Source organism: Vibrio atypicus, assembly GCF_009811315.1.
Taxonomy (GTDB): domain Bacteria; phylum Pseudomonadota; class Gammaproteobacteria; order Enterobacterales; family Vibrionaceae; genus Vibrio; species Vibrio atypicus.
The window spans coordinates 120,823-137,286 of record NZ_BLID01000009.1; the positions used below are offsets into that span (position 1 = coordinate 120,823).

Genomic DNA, 16,464 nt, shown 5'->3' on the forward strand with positions numbered 1-16,464 from the left:
TTTGCTTAGATATAAAGGCCAGAGCACTGGCCTTATATGTGATGGGCTAGATTCTGCCTTGAAGTGGGATAATTGTCACGCTTTCCCCCGATTTTACTGTATCAACAGCCGGTGAGATTTCGATTAGGCAGTTCGCCTCGCTCATAGAACGAAGAATGCCGGAGCCTTGCTTACCTGTGGTTCTTACGGTCAATTGACCAGTGGCATCAAGCTCGTAGACACCTCGGCTGAACTCAGTCCGACCTTGGCGTGAACGTAGGTTCTCTGTCGCAATCGCGTTAACTTTTAATGGCTGCCAATTTTGCTCACCTTGCATCTTGCGTAGTGCAGGTTCAACAAAGTTGATAAACGATACCATGACAGCAACAGGGTTACCGGGTAGGCCAAAGAAAGGTTTGTTATTGATCTGACCAAACGCAAGTGGGCGGCCAGGGCGCATATTAATACGCCAGAAATCAATCTGTCCCAGCTTGTCGAGTGCGAGTTTAATGTAATCGGCATCACCTACGGATACACCACCGGAAGTAATTACAATATCAGCTTGTGCCGAAGCATCTTCTAGCGCTTTAATCATCAATGCTTCGTTGTCTTCTAAAATGCCAAAGTCTAAGATTTCACAGCCCAACTTTTCCAGCATGCCGATAATGGTGAAGCGGTTAGAGTCGTAGATAGAGTTTACTTTTTGTTCGCTACCTGGCGCTTGAACTTCATCACCGGTTGAGAATACGGCAACTTTCAGTTTGCGATAAACCGGGCATGCCCCAAACCCCAGTGACGCTATCATTCCCATCTCAGCGGAAGATAAACGTTGGCCTTGCGCAAATACGTCACTGCCAATCGCCAAATCTTCGCCTGCTTGACGTACGTTTTGTCCCTGCTTGACTGACGCACCATTAAATGTGGCAAGGTCACCGGTCTGAGTCGCTTGCTCGCGCATCACCACTGTATCGCCATGAAGCGGAGTAGGAGCGCCAGTCATAATTTTAACTGCCTGACCTTTTTCAAGAGGCTGGTTATAAGCGTGGCCTGCCAATACTTCTGCGACAACTTGATATTGCTCTCGTCCAAGATCATCACCGCGAATGGCGTAACCATCCATCGCTGAATTAGTGTATTGCGGTACGTTAACAGGAGAAACAATACGTTCTGCAAGAACTCGACCGTAGCCTGACTCAATAGAACATGAATCTACACCTGAAACGGTATCAACCAAAGAAAGGATCTTTTCTTGACCTTGCGCGACTGAAAGGAATGCAGGCGAAAGAATATCGCAACACGACGAAGCAGCTTTCGAACTTGACTCTATTGCTTTTGGTTTCACGTAATCAATCACGAATTGAGCGATAGCATCCAGATCATTAATACTCATTGTTGGCAGAGAGGTATCTGTAACGTCACTATCTGCAGCAATCGCAATGATGTTGTCGTCATTTGGGTAGAGCCAAGGTTTACCCACTTCATCTCGATGCAGTTCAATTTTAGGAAAAGCAATGTTCTTACATCCTTCAACTAAAATCACATCAAGCTTATCGGTATCAAATCGGCTAAGTAGGTAGTCAAACTCTGATTCTGACTCGGGCGTTTCTGTCATCAAAGCAAAACGGTTTCGGGAGGAGATAAGCATTTGCGACGCTCCTGCCTTACGCAGACGGTAGCTATCTTTGCCTTCTTTATCGACATCGAAATTATGGTGCGCGTGTTTCAGCATGCCAATACGTAATCCAGCTTGCGTCAATTTAGGTAGTAGCGCTTCTAGAAGTGTCGTTTTGCCGGTACCGGAATACGCAGCAAAGCCCAAAATTGGAATAGGAAGAGAATAATTCATGCGGATAAAGTTCCAAATTGTGCCAGTTCTTCTGGAGTATTTAAGTTGAGGAAACAATCAGGTGAATCACTGAAATCGACGTACGCGGTGTTGCATTCTTTATAAAGTAGAATGATCTTACGGTCGCCACGTTCTAAAAAGGCGGTCAGCTTAGGCAATACACGTTTATGGTAAAGCGTGAAGACGGGTTGTTTAAACTCTCCGTCATGAGCAACTAAGATATCAGTTTCATTGTTAACCTCTGAGCAAAAGCGCTCAACGAGATCACGATTGATCTGTGGGCTGTCACAAGGAACAAAACCAACCCAATCGGTTTTCGCATGGACAAGGCCGGCATGAATCCCACCCATAGGGCCTGGGTAATCGGCGAATTGATCGCTGAACACATCACCAAATTGGCTGTATGCCTCTTGATTTCGGTTCGCGTTAATCAGAATTTGTGGAGTTTGAGGCAAAAGGCGCTCAATAACATGTTGTATTAGCGGTTTTTGATTTAACTCTATCAGACCTTTGTCTTTTCCGCCCATACGGCTGGCTTGGCCGCCAGCCAAAATAACCCAACTAGTTTGCGTTGGAAGAAGCATAGCTGTTCTCTTGTGTTGCATCAGTAATAACTTGTAACAGCGGAGACTCTATCAAAGTTGTATCTTTTATCCACCACTGCTTGCGACATAAGTCGGTTAACGCATTTTTTTGGTGGCTGGTAATGACAATGCTCGAACCTCGTTCAAGCAGATCTTTGGCCATGACAACCAGTCGCTGAATCGACTCTTGATCAAGTGAAGCGCTCGGTTCATCCATCAACAAAATCGACGGTTTAAGAATCCAAGCTCGGGCCATCGCGACACGCTGTTTTTCTCCGCCAGAGAGTACTGAAATGTGCTCATCGGCTAAAGTTTCCAAGCCTACCATGCGTAAAGCGGTAATAACTTGAGCTCGCTTATCTTTAGGGGACTCTTTTTGGTAACGAATGCCATACACCACATTTTGGTAGACGGTTCCATCAAATAAGTAAGGCGATTGATGCAAGTAAATCACATCTTTTCGGCCAGTACGGCTAAAAGCACGATGCAACCAACTGTCGTTAGGAGCATTGACCTTGCCGGTAGTCGGCTTCATTAATCCAGAAAGAATTTTAAGTAGGGTTGTTTTGCCTACGCCATTGTCGCCTTTTAGATAAATAGCATCATTGGGGCCAATGGAAAGGGCAGGGATATGAAAAAGCACACGCTCTTTGAAGCGCATGGACAATTGCTGTGCGTTTATTTTTATCGTCATACAGCGTCCCTATGTTCTTAAATAACCTTTACCGCGCATGCTGGTAAGGAAAAAGTTGAGAGCCAAAGCTAGCGCGAGTAATACCATGCCCAGTGCAACACCTTGTGCGAAAGCACCTTTGTGGCTTTCCATCGCAATAGCGGTCGGAATATTACGGGTAATACCCATTATGTTGCCTCCAACCATGGTCGAGCAGCCTACTTCCGTCACAATACGAGAAAACGCAGCTATCGTCGCCGCCATCAGAGGAAAACGCGTTTCCCAGATCATAGTGGCAGCGATTCTTGTCATGGAAGCACCAAGCGTAATAGAGGTTTCGATGGCTCGTCTATCACTTGATTGTAGTGCGCCGTGCATCATCGAAACCAATACTGGAAAGCCGATCAACATTTGACCGACTATCATCGCTTTTTGTGTAAAGAGCATTTGCCAATCACCCATAGGGCCGGCCCGAGAAAGCAGCATATAGAGCAACAGCCCAATAACCACGGTAGGAATCGCCTGGAGCGTATTTACTAGCGACAGGAATATCCATTTACCTCGAAAATCGGTATACGCCAAAATGAACGAAAACAGAATCGAGGGCAGTAGGACAAGAGAAATTGCTGTCAATGATACGCTAAAGGAGACCGCAACGATCTCCCAAAGCTCTCGGTCTAAACTCACCAATAAGGCGAGTGCATCTAAGGTGGTTTGCCAAAGGCTCATGAAGGGTTACTTCTCGTTTGCGTTAGCAACAAACAGCTGCTTACCGCTTAACTTAAACTTGTTGATCAATTCTTGCCCCTTTGGATTTACTAACCAATCACTAAATACTTTTGCACCTTGATAGTTAATGGTCGGGTAACGCTCTGGGTTAACCAAGATCACTTGGTATGGGTTAAATAGCTTTTTGTCACCTTGGAACAAGATCTCAAGGTCAAGTTTGTTGTTGTAAGCTAACCAAGTACCACGGTCGGTCATTGTGTAGCCTTGCATCTCGTTCGCCATATTTAGCGTAGGGCCCATGCCTTGGCCAACACTGCGGTAGCCGCCGAAGTTTGGTTCAATCTTGGTTTGCTCCCAAATGCCTTTTTCTTTCTTGTGCGTGCCGGAATCATCGCCACGAGAAACAAACGTCATGTTCATATTGGCGATTTTTTCAAATACTTGCGCCACGTCCTGAGACTCATGCACTTTTGCTGGGTCTTTATGAGGACCTACAATCACGAAGTCATTGTACATCAGTTTACGTGGTAGAACGCCGTAGCCTTTTTCAACGAAATTTGCTTCTGCTTTTGGAGCGTGGGTCATCACCAAATCAACATCGCCGTTCTCACCCATCTTAAGCGACTTACCGGTACCTGCGGCAATAACGTCAACTTTATAACCTGTATCTTTTTCAAACTGTGGAAGTAGATAATCAAGTAAACCAGAGTGATAAGTGCTGGTCGTGGTTGCTAAACGGATATGTGGATTTTCATCAGCAGAAGACGCTGAATAACTAACAAGGGCTAAAGACGCTGTTGCAAGAGAAATTGTAATTGCTTTCATTTTATTATCATTCCATTCGATGGTGGTAATGAGTATAAGCCGTTCAAAACATGAACGGTACTCAGCCTTTATAAATAGACACGCATATAAAGCAAGCTTAATGCCAACAATTTTCCACCATTTTAGAACTATAGATCAATGACTTACATTAACAAAATATGACCTGAGACAAATTGTCGCATTTAGTTTTATCTGATCCATGCAAACCTTGGTACACTCTGTCCCAATCTCAATACAATTCAACGAGTCAATATGTCCCCAACGTTCGATCCTAATAAAGTGTCGCAGTACCAAGCATTTTCCGTTTTGGTGGTTGATGATGAAGTCGGAATGCAAGCGATTTTAAACAAAGCGTTGAGTAAATGGTTCTCTCGCGTTGATACCGCGGGCAGTATCGAAGATGCGGAAATTCTTCGAACCACTAACCATTACGATTTGATCATTCTTGATATTAATCTACCAGGGCGTTCAGGAATTGATTGGGAAGAAGCTTTCACTGATGAAGATCGTAAAGCGGACGTGATCTTCATGACGGGTTATGCCGACCTTGAAACGGCTATCTCAGCGCTCAAGCTAGGGGCATCCGACTTTATCCTCAAGCCATTTAACCTTGAACAGATGCTACAAGCCGTGCAGCGTTGTATGGATAAGCGGTTAGCAGAAAGGCACCAATACGCTCTGCATCATGATTTTAAGCGTCATATTAAAACAGAAATTGTCGGCGGATCAGAAAGGACTAAGCAGCTTAAACAACTCATCACTCAATTTGCGCCTTCACGTGCTTCGGTGTTGATTGAAGGAGAATCAGGTACAGGCAAAGAGCTTGTTGCACGTGGAGTCCATGAAGCGAGCCAACGTAGCGGCCCATTTGTGCCAATCAACTGTGGGGCGATTGCACCTGAGCTACTCGAAAGTGAATTGTTTGGTCATACGTCAGGTGCGTTTACTGGCGCAAAGAAAAATCGCGAAGGTATGTTCCGTGTCGCCAATGGGGGAACACTATTCCTTGATGAGATTGGTGAAATGCCGCTATCGATGCAATCTGCTCTACTCCGTGTGTTAGAGCAACGTACCATTCGACCTGTGGGCAGCGAAAAAGAAATCAGCATTGACGTTCGCATTGTCGCTGCAACCAATAGAAACTTACAAGAAGAGGTTAACAAAGGTCATTTTCGCCAAGATCTCTTTTACCGTCTCAATGTACTGAAAATTGACGTTGCGCCGTTGCGTGAACGTAAAACTGACTTGATTGATCTGGTGCCTTTCTTTACTCGCATGCTAGCAGCTGAGTTAGGAATTGGTGATCCTAAATGGGCTCACGAAGATATCATTGCGATGAATGATTATGACTGGCCAGGGAATATTCGTGAGTTAAAGAATCTTATTGAACGATGCATTTTGCTTGGCAAGCCGCCAGCTCACTATTGGAGAGAAATCAATGGTGCCGCACCTCAACAAAATGTTTCCGTAACGGTATCAAGTGGCTGTGAGCTGATTGATCTGCCACAAGGTTTGGATAGTAAACAAGGCTACCCAAATAGTTGGACTTTAAAAGAAGTCGAAAAAGCACATATTCAGCAGCTCGTCGATTTGCATGATGGCAACAAGTCTGCGGCAGCGCGTGAACTTGGCGTGGCGCGTAAAACGCTAGAACGTAAATACAAAGAGTGGGATACAGAGGAGTCGGGCTATGCCGAATAACGGCGGCAGTCTCTGGTCTAAATGGCGCTACCGGTTCAAAACCATGGTGCGCTATCGACTAATGATCCTTACCTCAGCGCCAATCTTTTTAACCTTGATGGCACTGATCGGTATTACGATTTATTGGTCTATCCATTACACATGGCAAAGTGCGCTATTGGATGTTTCTGAGCGTTTAGGGGTTGCTGAAAACAGTATTGAATTGATTCAAGAGAAGCAGGCAAACCACGTTAAAGCATTTGCCGAATCGTTTGATTTTGTCTACGGCATTAATCACTTATCAGATTTTGATGATTTTTCGGGTTGGGTGTCTGAACAAAAGTCTCGCTATAAACTGGATTTTCTTCGCTTTCATCGCGTAGATACCATTGAACAGAAGTTTCGCTATCTTGATTTAACCCGTAAAGAATCATTTTTCGATGTACTTGACCAAAACGAACTTGATTCATTAGACAAGGATCTTGCTAAACGCGCACAAATCCCAATTTTAAACAGCCAAAAGCTAGAACAGCGCGGCTTAGTGAGTCGAACGGTTATTACCATTTATAACCAAAAGAATGACATTATTGGTTTTCTGGATGGCGGCTTACTGCTTAACAACAGTACTGTGCTGGTGGATCAAATTCGCGATCTTATTTATCCATCTAAGGAAGACAATCTTCGACCTGTAGGCACTTTGACCGTTTTTCTTGATGATCTTCGCGTCAGTACGAACGTGCCTTTAGATAGCAACGATAGAGTCGGGCGAGCGATTGGTACGCGCGTTTCTTCTCAAGTGAATCGCGCAGTATTGTTCGAAGGAAAAGAGTGGGTCAACAAAGCGTTTGTATATGATGCTTGGTACATCACTGCTTACCAACCAATACGCGACCAATACGACAATGTCATCGGCATGCTTTATACCGGTTACTTGCTGTGGCCATTCGTAAAAGCCTATATGACCAACATCGCTGAGATTTCGGTTACGACGCTTGTGTTGCTGCTTATCTCTGGTTTGATGGTTTACCGTGGCTCTAGAGATCTGTTTAACCCAATTGAGCATATTCACCGAGTTGTGAAGATGATTCAGATTGGAAAAGAGACTCGTATAGGTCAGCTAGGATTGGATGAAAACCACGAGCTTGCCCAATTAGCCCGCCAGTTCGATAACATGTTGGATCTTCTCAAACAGCGGAAAAATGAAATTCGAAATTCAGCGATTGTTCTTGAAGGCAAAGTCGAAGAGCGAACCGCTAGCTTGATGGAAAAGACGGAAGAGCTTGAGCTTCACATTCAGCTTCTTAACCAGACTCGCGACAAACTGGTCACAAACGAAAAATTGGCCGCGTTAGGGGAACTGACCGCCGGCATAGCCCATGAGATCAACAACCCGACAGCGGTTATTTTAGGTAATGTTGAGCTGATTCAATTTGAACTTGGGCCTGATGCAGAAAGGGTTAAAGAAGAAATTGAAGCGATTCACGGTCAGATTGATCGTATTCGAAATATCACTCGAAGCTTATTGCAATACAGCAGGCAAGGCGGCGTTCAAGATGAGATCACCTGGCAACACGTGAACCCAATAATTGAAGAAAGTATCACCTTGGTGAAAACTGGCTCTAAGAAACGCGATATTGAGTTTGTGACTGATCTACACGCGAAAAGCTCTGTGGAAGTGAATCGACATCAACTGCTGCAAATTCTGGTTAACCTGCAAATGAATGGCATTCATGCGATGGATGGGGCGGGTAAGTTAACGGTAAGCAGTGAAGATTGGTTAGAGCAGGGCACATGTATTGGCGCCATTATTCATATTCAAGATGAAGGTTGTGGCATTAAAGAAGAAAACTTGAAACGAATTTTCTCGCCGTTTTATACCACTAAGCGCGAAGGTACTGGGTTAGGGCTTTCAGTGTCACAAAGTATCCTGAGTCAAACAGGCGGTGAGCTTAAAGTTGAATCAAACTGGGGCGAGGGAAGCACCTTTAGTATCTATCTGCCTCAACGCGCTGAATCGGACCTTAAGATTACAAACCTGTAATCACAATAAAACTAACAACGAAAAAGCGGAGCCATTGCTCCGCTTTTTGTTATCCAGCGTTAACCGCAATTTTTGGCGGTCGAATACCGTGTTTTTTGAACTCTTTCATTACACGCAAGGTAATGTCCGTTTCAAATAGCTTTTCATAGGCGGTATCAACCACGTACGCTTTGCAAGTTAACTGAATTGCCAAGTAATTGTCCGTGATTGTCTGTCTTACCAAAACGGTGACTGGCTTTGGTAGGTGAATATAGCGACTTGAAGAGGCAGCCTCTTGTATCAGATCGCGAGCAAGCGTGATGTCTTCATCTAGGCCGACATAAAACGGAATCACCACTTGCATGTCTAAGGCGCCATAGTTACCGCTCACAGTTACTTCATTTAAGAACTTGTTGTTTGGAATGGTAATGATGTCGTCATTTAATGTTCTCATGCGCACTGAGCGAAGACCAATGGCTATCACATCCCCATAGTTCCCTTCAAAAGTGACACGGTCACCAACTTGGAAAGGACGGTCAACCATAACGGTCATACCTGCGATGAACGAAGCAGCCAAATCTTTCAATGCGAAACCGACCGATACCGCTAACGTACCACCGATAAGAGCAAGGATTTGATCATTGATGCGAAAGCTCATCATAAACACCAAAATACCCGCGCTCATGTAGATGAAGAACTGCATGAAAGATTGCAGCTTTTGCAACAGCATTCGATATTGAGCAAACTGGCTGCCGATGCTTTCAACCATCGAATTAATGAACTTGAGTAGCAACCAAGTGGCCGCTACGACCAATAGGGAGAAAAACACGCCACTCCAACGAATTAGACTGGCAATCTGGCCGATGTTCTCAACATTAGCAACTTCTTCCGTCGCCAATACTGGTGACGAAACAATTAAAGCAAACAGAATAAATAGAATACGTTTCATGTTATTTCACCAATAAATGCTGACGATCGAGAACGTTAGTAATATGGCGGAACCAGTGATCAGACACTCGAGCCTTATCTTCCAACCATTCAATGTAACCACGACTCTGGAAGTAACGCAGAGTTCCCGTCACTTCGGCAATACTTAGTTGCGTACATTCAGATAAGACTTCTGGAGAAGCAATTTCGAGCTGTACGATAGAGCGAAGTACAGCCAGCATCGGTTTTGGCATCTTCTCTAGTTCTAGTGATTCAGGAGCGCGGAACAAGCGGATATAAACTTGTTCTGTTTCTTTATCTCTATTCAACGACAAACGGAAAAAGCGCAACGCAACGGTTGGGTTTCCATCTGAGTAATGCCACAAAATACGGTAGAAACCTTGTTTCGCTCGCTCTTCTTCAGTGACTTCCTCTTGGTCCCACTGCTTCGGCACCACGAGGCCTTCAAAAGAGACTTGTTTCTGCTCAGGCTGATTAATGCGAGTATCTAGCAGTTGGTGGATCTGCTTTTCAGTCCAACGCGGTAAGAAGCTGACTAAATCAAACAGCAGACGCTCACCACGAGCACGATCGACAAATCGCCAACTCGCTTTTTCAACCGCAATCACTACGCGATGATTTTTCTTAGAGCGGCGAAGTAGGTTGGTCAAACGAATCAAATCAGCTAATCCGCCAACCATAGGTTTGACTAGACGCTGTGCATTATCCACGGCAATAAGGTAAGTCGTTTCGCTTTTACGCAGATGCGAGAGGATCTGAATTTCAGTGGCTTCCTCTTCTAAACCAAGACTTACGGCAAAATGAGCGAGCAGTTCAGCATACCCAGCGTAAGGACAATTAAGGTAAATTGGCTCTGCGTTTTTAACTTTGTTTAGCAGCGATCTTAGTAACGTTGTGGTACCAACGCCACGTTCACCAGAAACTACGCAAATAGCAGGGCTGTCTGTCATCAAGTACTTCGAAAGCTGTTTAACTTCATCCGTCGCATAGTCAACGAGTGTACTGTCGAAGCCGCCCGGAGTGACGTATTCAAAGGCATCGTTACCCTTTACACGAACCAAGTTAGCCTGGCCGTTGTTGTTGCCGGTTTGCTTTGCCACTTCGATACGGAACAAGTAAGCCAATGCTTGACTAAAGAAGCTGTAATTTGAAAGTGCCGCGACAGTGCGATGCTTAAAGTTATGCACCATCAACCAAGCAATTGCGATGGCTGTTGCAGGAATGTTCAGTAAGAAAGCATTTTGTCGACTAACCGCCCAGTTAACCCAAACAGGGCGATCGGTGATGTGTGCAATCGTATCAAAAACTTTGGTACGCCATAATCTCAGGACTGAAATGGTGACAAGCACAAACCAAGCGTAAAGCGCACTGTATATCCAGTAGTAGATAGTGCCTTTGCCTAGGGTTCGCATTGAGATCTGCAAAATAACGCCAGCAACAATCGCGCTCCATACATAACGGCGAATGGTTGAGAGACGTAACGCAATCACCTCTGGGCTAGAACTGCTGCTGTTGCGATAAGCAAACTCCAATAAGAAGCTAATAGCAATAGAACCGCCAAGCACCCACCAGGTAAAGATCTCGAGAATGATCAAATGCTGCAAGCTAGGGATTTCAGACAGTACGCGCAGAGACAGTGTAATAGCGATCAGCCACGCCAACGCACGATGCGCTCGGCTCACATACCAAACGAGACGAATCCACAAAGCGGGTTTGGGATTATTCTCAAGCTGAGTCTGCTTAAACAAGCCAATCAAACGTTTACTGTTCGCGAGCCACCAAACCAAACCGAAGTAGATAAATAGAACTTTTAACCCAGCCCAAATCACGGGAATAGGAGAAATAAACACTTCGCCCAATAGCGATTTAAAGCTGCGCAATTGGAAATAAGCCAAGTACTCTATATTTAACTGGGTTTGTTTCAGCTCTTGTTTGAATTGAGTCACGCCGTACGGGCCAAAGCCAGTAAGCTTGTCACGGTTGACGCTATCGGTTAGGGCAATGAGCTGCTCTTTGCTTTGACCTAAACTCGTCAGCGTAAGATAGCTTGATTCAGTTTCAAACCAAGCAGTATCACCACCTTGACTACGGTATTGCTTGATACGTTGTTCAAACAAAGCGATCTGCTTTTGTTGCTCATTAATCACTGCATTAAGAAGCTGGCCGACCTTACGTTTATCTTGGTCAGTCATAAAGAGTGGTTCTGGGAGGCCAGAGACTTCTTGTTCAATGCTTGCAGAGACAGTATCAATTTGTGGGATCTCTTGAAGGTCATACTGCCAACTTGCTAAAGCTGGATACACACTAAAAAGAGCAACCACACATAAAAAGCGTAGGAAAAAACGCATAAAATTCTCTTATAACTTATAAGGTTAGAGTTAGTTTAGTTGTTTTGGATATGAAAGCGAGTGAATCGCCGCCAAATATTAGGCGCACGACTATATTCTTAACTTTGCGTCTAGTGTCATAACGATGTCATTAATTCAAAATGTGACAAAGTTAAAACAACACTTGAAGTTAACAGCAGTAAACAGTAGTGTGGCGCGGTTTTTCATATTTAATAGGTAACGAGACATTGATTTCCACTAACAACATCACACAACAATTCGGCGCAAAGCCACTGTTTGAAAATATTTCAGTAAAGTTTGGTGAAGGTAACCGTTACGGCCTGATTGGTGCAAACGGCTGTGGTAAATCAACCTTTATGAAAATCCTAAGTGGTGAGCTAGAGCCATCGGGCGGTAACGTTAGCTACGATCCAAACGAGCGCGTTGCAAAATTGAACCAGGACCAGTTTGCTTACGAAGAGTTCACGGTAATCGATACGGTTATCATGGGTTACAAAGAGCTTTGGAAAGTTAAACAAGAACGTGACCGTATTTACTCACTACCAGAGATGAGTGAAGAAGAAGGTATGCTAGTTGCTGATCTTGAAGTTCAGTTCGCTGAAATGGATGGCTACATGGCAGATTCAAAAGCGGGTGAACTTCTTCTGGCGGTAGGTATCCCTGAATCACAGCACTATGGTTTGATGAGTGAAGTCGCTCCAGGTTGGAAGCTGCGTGTACTATTGGCACAGGTTCTTTTTGCTGACCCGCATATCATGCTTCTTGACGAACCAACCAACAACTTGGACATGGATACTATTCGTTGGTTAGAAGATACATTGAACCAACGTAACTGCACGATGATCATCATCTCGCACGACCGTCACTTCCTAAACTCAGTATGTACGCACATGGCTGACTTAGATTACGGTGAACTGCGCGTTTATCCTGGCAACTACGACGAATACATGACAGCAGCGACACAAGCTCGTGAGCGTCTACTGTCTGACAATGCGAAGAAGAAAGCCCAAATTGCCGAGCTGCAAACTTTCGTTGCTCGATTCTCTGCAAACGCATCAAAAGCGAAGCAAGCAACTTCTCGTGCAAAACAGATTGATAAGATCCAACTTGATGAAGTAAAAGCATCAAGTCGTCAAAACCCATTCATTCGTTTCGAGCAATCAAAAGAACTATTCCGTAACGCGCTTGTGATTGAAAACCTAAGCCAAGGTTTTGAAAACGATCTATTCAATAACTTCGATGCGATTTTCGAAGTGGGCGAGCGTGTAGCTATCATCGGTGAAAACGGTGTAGGTAAGACAACTCTACTAAACACACTCGCTGGCGTACTTGAGCCTCGTACGGGTGAGTACAAGTGGTCAGAAAACTCAAACATTGGCTACTATGCTCAAGACCACGCTCATGATTTCGAAGAAGACATGAACCTAATGGATTGGATGGGACAATGGCGTCAAGAGGGCGACGATGAGCAAGTTCTTCGTAGTTTCCTTGGTCGTATGCTTTTCTCTCAAGACGACATTAAAAAGTCTGTAAAAGTTCTATCTGGTGGTGAGCAAGGTCGTATGCTTCTAGGTAAAATCCAAATGCATAAACCAAACATGCTATTGATGGATGAACCAACTAACCACATGGATATGGAATCAATCGAATCATTGAACTCAGCACTTGAGCAGTACAAAGGCACATTGTTCTTCGTATCTCATGACCGAGTGTTTGTTGACTCACTAGCAACACGTATCTTAGAAATCAAAGATGGCAAGATCCATGACTTCCGTGGTACGTACGCTGAGTTCCTAAAAGCGCGTGGCATCAACGGTTAATCTCCAGCGATGACGAACATAAAAAAGAGCCTCTGATTTGAGGCTCTTTTTGTATCCGGAGTATTTGGATGAGAATGAGCGAACTAGTACTTAAACTGCGCCACTATGTGTTCAAGCTTATGACTCACACCCGACACCTGCTCACTACACTTTACTGAACCAGAAACAATCTGATAGGTGTTACCTGCTAAGTGGGCAATCTCAGTAATATTGCGATCGATCTCGGCAGACACCGCGGATTGTTCTTCTGACGCGGTGGCTATTTGGGTATTCATGTCAAACATCTCACTAATTTGCGCGCTAATGCTTTCAATCGCAGTGACTACCTCGTGCGTATGACTGTTGGTGGTACGTGCTTGATCGGCACTTGATGCCATTTTAGCAACTGTTTGAGAAATTCCCTGAGTTAACCCTTGGATCGTCGATTCTATTTGATGTGTCGAATCATTGGTCATATGGGAGAGTTGACGCACCTCATCTGCCACTACGGCAAAGCCTCGACCGCTTTCGCCCGCTCGGGCTGCTTCTATGGCGGCATTTAACGCCAAGAGGTTAGTTTGTTCAGCAATACTCTGGATGGTTGATATGACTTGATTGATTTCACGGCTCTGCTCTTCAAGCGACATGATCTGCGCTTGTGATTCTTCAATACTGACAGCAAGAGAGTCAATTCTATCTCCTGTCGCATGAGTCTTGTCTAGCGCTTTATCTGCTTCACTTTTGACTCGCTCAGCGTTGTGTGCAGCTGACTCAATATTTGCGGTAATCTCGTTGGTGGTCATAACGAGTTCGTTGACTGCTGTCGCGACCGATTCAGATTCAAGCTTTTGCTGTTCGGCATTCTTCATGCTTTGTACCGCTGCACTTTCCGAACTACAGGAACTTTCGCTTAAGACCCCCATGACGCCAGCGAGATCTTTAATATGGCCATGCAAGGTTGAGATAAACATATCGAACGAATTTGCTAACTCTGCTAGCTCATCATTACCTTTGGCGTTCATTCTGACGGTAAGATCGCCGTTACCACTCGCTATTTGTGCCATAAGGCGGTTAATGGCTTTAATTCTGCTGAGAATACTGCGGCCAATCAAAAACAGTAATGCAGAGATCAGTAAAACAATCGCACCACCCATCATATGAAGTTGCTCTTTGATTGAAGCACTCGCGTCGTCAATCGCGCTATTAATTTCAGTTTGCAAACTGGTGATTGCTTTCTCTGTGTTGTGCACATTACTGCGCAATGACCCCCTAAGGCCTTCGCTAGCTGTTAGACCCAACTGCGTCATACCCTCGACATGGGCATCACTTCGCGTCTGGTATCGAGCCAATATAGGCACAACAGCATTTGGCAAGCTAGAGTAGCTGCTAAATCGTTGCAGGGCGTCTTGATAAGATTCGATCGTTTCTTTTGATGGTGAGGCAAGGTAACTCAAGTCCGCTTCGACGAGTTCTAACAAAGCGACTTTGAGTAGGAAGTCTTGCTGTTCGGACACCGCTGTTTTTAATTCTTGTCGAGATGAGTTAAGTAAGGCGGTTAGGCTTGCATCAGAACCTAAGCCATTAATTGCATTGACCTGATTGGCCAGTTGATGAAATTGCTGTTGGTATTGTTTAAGTGTAGAGACGATTTCTGCATTCTGAATGTTTGCGGTCAGCTCCTCGTGGCTCAAGGTTTCAGAAAGATGATTGATACGTCCAGAAAGCTGCTCGAAGGTATCATCGAAACGGGTAAGGTACTTGGTATCTCTTCGCGCAAGAAAGTCTTTTTCGTGGCGTCTTAACATGAGCAGATCAACTGAGCTACTTAGGTTTTCATTGGCAGCATGTTCTAAATAAGAGAGTCTATTTAGACTAGCTTGCTCATAGTAGGCATATAAGCCTACACCAAGCAGAAGAGTGAGATTGATAAGGATCAGCTTCATTCTGATCGAGAGAGACAGCGAAAAGCGCTGGTGTTCAGGTGATCCGTTCATGGACACCTCCCATATTTAGCCGGTGACGTGATATAGCCATTGAGTTGTTTTGATTTGTGACACTTTTATTTCAATGGATATAAAACTAATAGCTTATGAGAGGTGTTTTGCAAGAAACCTTGTTATTTGTTGTCGCCCTTTACATCAAAGTCAATCTTTTCAGCTCCAGTAAATACTTGGAACCTTAGACCTTTTGCTCGAGCAATCGTGGTAATGCCAAATTTCTGCGCTAAATCTAAACCCATTTGGGTCACACCGGAACGAGACAGCAAAACAGGAATGCCCATCTGAGCAACTTTAATCACCATTTCAGAAGTTAAACGACCAGTTGTGTAGAAGATCTTATCTTCGCCACTCTCTTCATTGATCCACATTTCACCAGCTAAGGTATCAACCGCGTTATGACGGCCGACATCTTCAACGAAAGAGAGCACTTCATTCGCTTTACATACCGCGCACCCATGAACAGCGCCCGCTTTTTTGTAGGTGTCATTGTAATGGGTGAGAGCTTCAAGCGCAGAGTAGATTTCAGACTGTTTGATTGAAATTTGAGGTACTTGATAATTTTCAAGCTGCTTCATGACATTTCCGTACATTGTGCCTTGACCACAACCAGAAGTGACGGTCTTTTTCTTTAATGCACTTTCTACTTGTTGAGTATCTTCCTTGGTAATCACCGCAGCGCTATGAGTCTCCCAATCGATAATGACTGACTCCAATGCATTTGGATCAGAGATAAAGCTTTGGTTTTTCAAATAACCCAACACTAAAGACTCTGGTCTCGAACCTAAGGTCATCAAAGTCACCACTTCTTTCCAGTTCAACATGACCGTAAGAGGGCGCTCGCAAGCAATCTGCTTAACAAGTTTCTCGCCATACTCGTCAAAAACTTCAACTTCGATAGTTTGCAGGGGATTTTCGCTGGTTTTAATTATGTTTGGTTTAACCACGATCGTTCCTATTGATAGAGTTGGTTATTATTTCTGGAACAGTAAGCTTGCAAATACCATTCCTTACTTAGGTTACGTCAAACTTCTCA

At 44.5% G+C, this 16,464-nt stretch carries 12 protein-coding genes; 3 read left to right on the forward strand and 9 right to left on the reverse strand.

All coding sequences use genetic code 11. The features are described from left to right. Window positions 1-46: 46 nt before the first annotated feature. From GVO60_RS17985 to GVO60_RS18005, 5 genes are read right to left on the reverse strand one after another with little or no spacing between them, the layout of a single operon-like run. Entirely contained in the window at window positions 47-1,825 is a 1,779-nt protein-coding gene (locus tag GVO60_RS17985) for a bifunctional molybdopterin-guanine dinucleotide biosynthesis adaptor protein MobB/molybdopterin molybdotransferase MoeA (protein WP_159656528.1), read from the reverse strand. Beyond that, window positions 1,822-2,409 (reverse strand): molybdenum cofactor guanylyltransferase MobA, encoded by a 588-nt coding sequence (gene mobA / locus GVO60_RS17990; protein ID WP_159656530.1) that lies wholly within the window; start codon window positions 2,407-2,409, stop codon window positions 1,822-1,824. The genes GVO60_RS17985 and mobA overlap by 4 nt, the downstream gene beginning before the upstream one ends. Then, complete coding sequence (locus tag GVO60_RS17995) at window positions 2,387-3,103, reverse strand: energy-coupling factor ABC transporter ATP-binding protein (RefSeq protein WP_159656532.1); 717 nt, start codon at window positions 3,101-3,103, stop codon at window positions 2,387-2,389. Before GVO60_RS17995 ends, mobA begins: the two co-directional genes overlap by 23 nt. Window positions 3,104-3,112: 9 nt before the next feature. Beyond that, on the reverse strand, window positions 3,113-3,811 hold the full coding sequence (locus GVO60_RS18000; RefSeq protein WP_159656534.1) for an ABC transporter permease: 699 nt from the start codon (window positions 3,809-3,811) through the stop codon (window positions 3,113-3,115). A 6-nt stretch (window positions 3,812-3,817) separates the two neighbouring features. Then, complete coding sequence (locus tag GVO60_RS18005; protein WP_159656536.1) at window positions 3,818-4,636, reverse strand: ABC transporter substrate-binding protein; 819 nt, start codon at window positions 4,634-4,636, stop codon at window positions 3,818-3,820. A gap of 252 nt (window positions 4,637-4,888) precedes the next feature. Here GVO60_RS18005 and GVO60_RS18010 point away from each other — a divergent pair, with 252 nt between their 5' ends. Beyond that, on the forward strand, window positions 4,889-6,337 hold the full coding sequence (locus tag GVO60_RS18010; RefSeq protein WP_159656538.1) for a sigma-54-dependent transcriptional regulator: 1,449 nt from the start codon (window positions 4,889-4,891) through the stop codon (window positions 6,335-6,337). Then, window positions 6,327-8,357 carry a sensor histidine kinase gene (locus GVO60_RS18015; RefSeq protein WP_159656540.1) on the forward strand — a complete coding sequence of 677 codons (2,031 nt, stop codon included), beginning with the start codon at window positions 6,327-6,329 and terminating at the stop codon, window positions 8,355-8,357. The genes GVO60_RS18010 and GVO60_RS18015 overlap by 11 nt, the downstream gene beginning before the upstream one ends. 49 nt (window positions 8,358-8,406) lie before the next feature. On the opposite strand, the gene GVO60_RS18020 is transcribed toward GVO60_RS18015, so the two are convergent. Continuing rightward, window positions 8,407-9,285, reverse strand: a complete 879-nt coding sequence (locus GVO60_RS18020; protein WP_159656542.1) for a mechanosensitive ion channel family protein — start codon at window positions 9,283-9,285, stop codon at window positions 8,407-8,409. 1 nt (window position 9,286) lies between these two features. Beyond that, a complete protein-coding gene (locus GVO60_RS18025; RefSeq protein WP_159656544.1) occupies window positions 9,287-11,632 on the reverse strand; it encodes an ATP-binding protein in 2,346 nt (781 codons plus the stop codon). A 227-nt stretch (window positions 11,633-11,859) separates the two neighbouring features. On the opposite strand from GVO60_RS18025, the gene GVO60_RS18030 reads away from it, so the two are divergent. After that, window positions 11,860-13,452: an ABC-F family ATPase gene (locus tag GVO60_RS18030; protein WP_159656546.1), complete on the forward strand. Its 1,593-nt coding sequence runs from the start codon at window positions 11,860-11,862 to the stop codon at window positions 13,450-13,452. 83 nt (window positions 13,453-13,535) lie between these two features. Here the strand turns inward: GVO60_RS18030 and GVO60_RS18035 are convergent, their stop codons facing one another. Beyond that, a complete protein-coding gene (locus GVO60_RS18035) occupies window positions 13,536-15,425 on the reverse strand; it encodes a methyl-accepting chemotaxis protein (RefSeq protein WP_159656548.1) in 1,890 nt (629 codons plus the stop codon). A 122-nt stretch (window positions 15,426-15,547) separates the two neighbouring features. Beyond that, window positions 15,548-16,375, reverse strand: a complete 828-nt coding sequence (gene fdhD, locus GVO60_RS18040) for a formate dehydrogenase accessory sulfurtransferase FdhD (protein WP_159656550.1) — start codon at window positions 16,373-16,375, stop codon at window positions 15,548-15,550. Window positions 16,376-16,464: the final 89 nt, after the last annotated feature.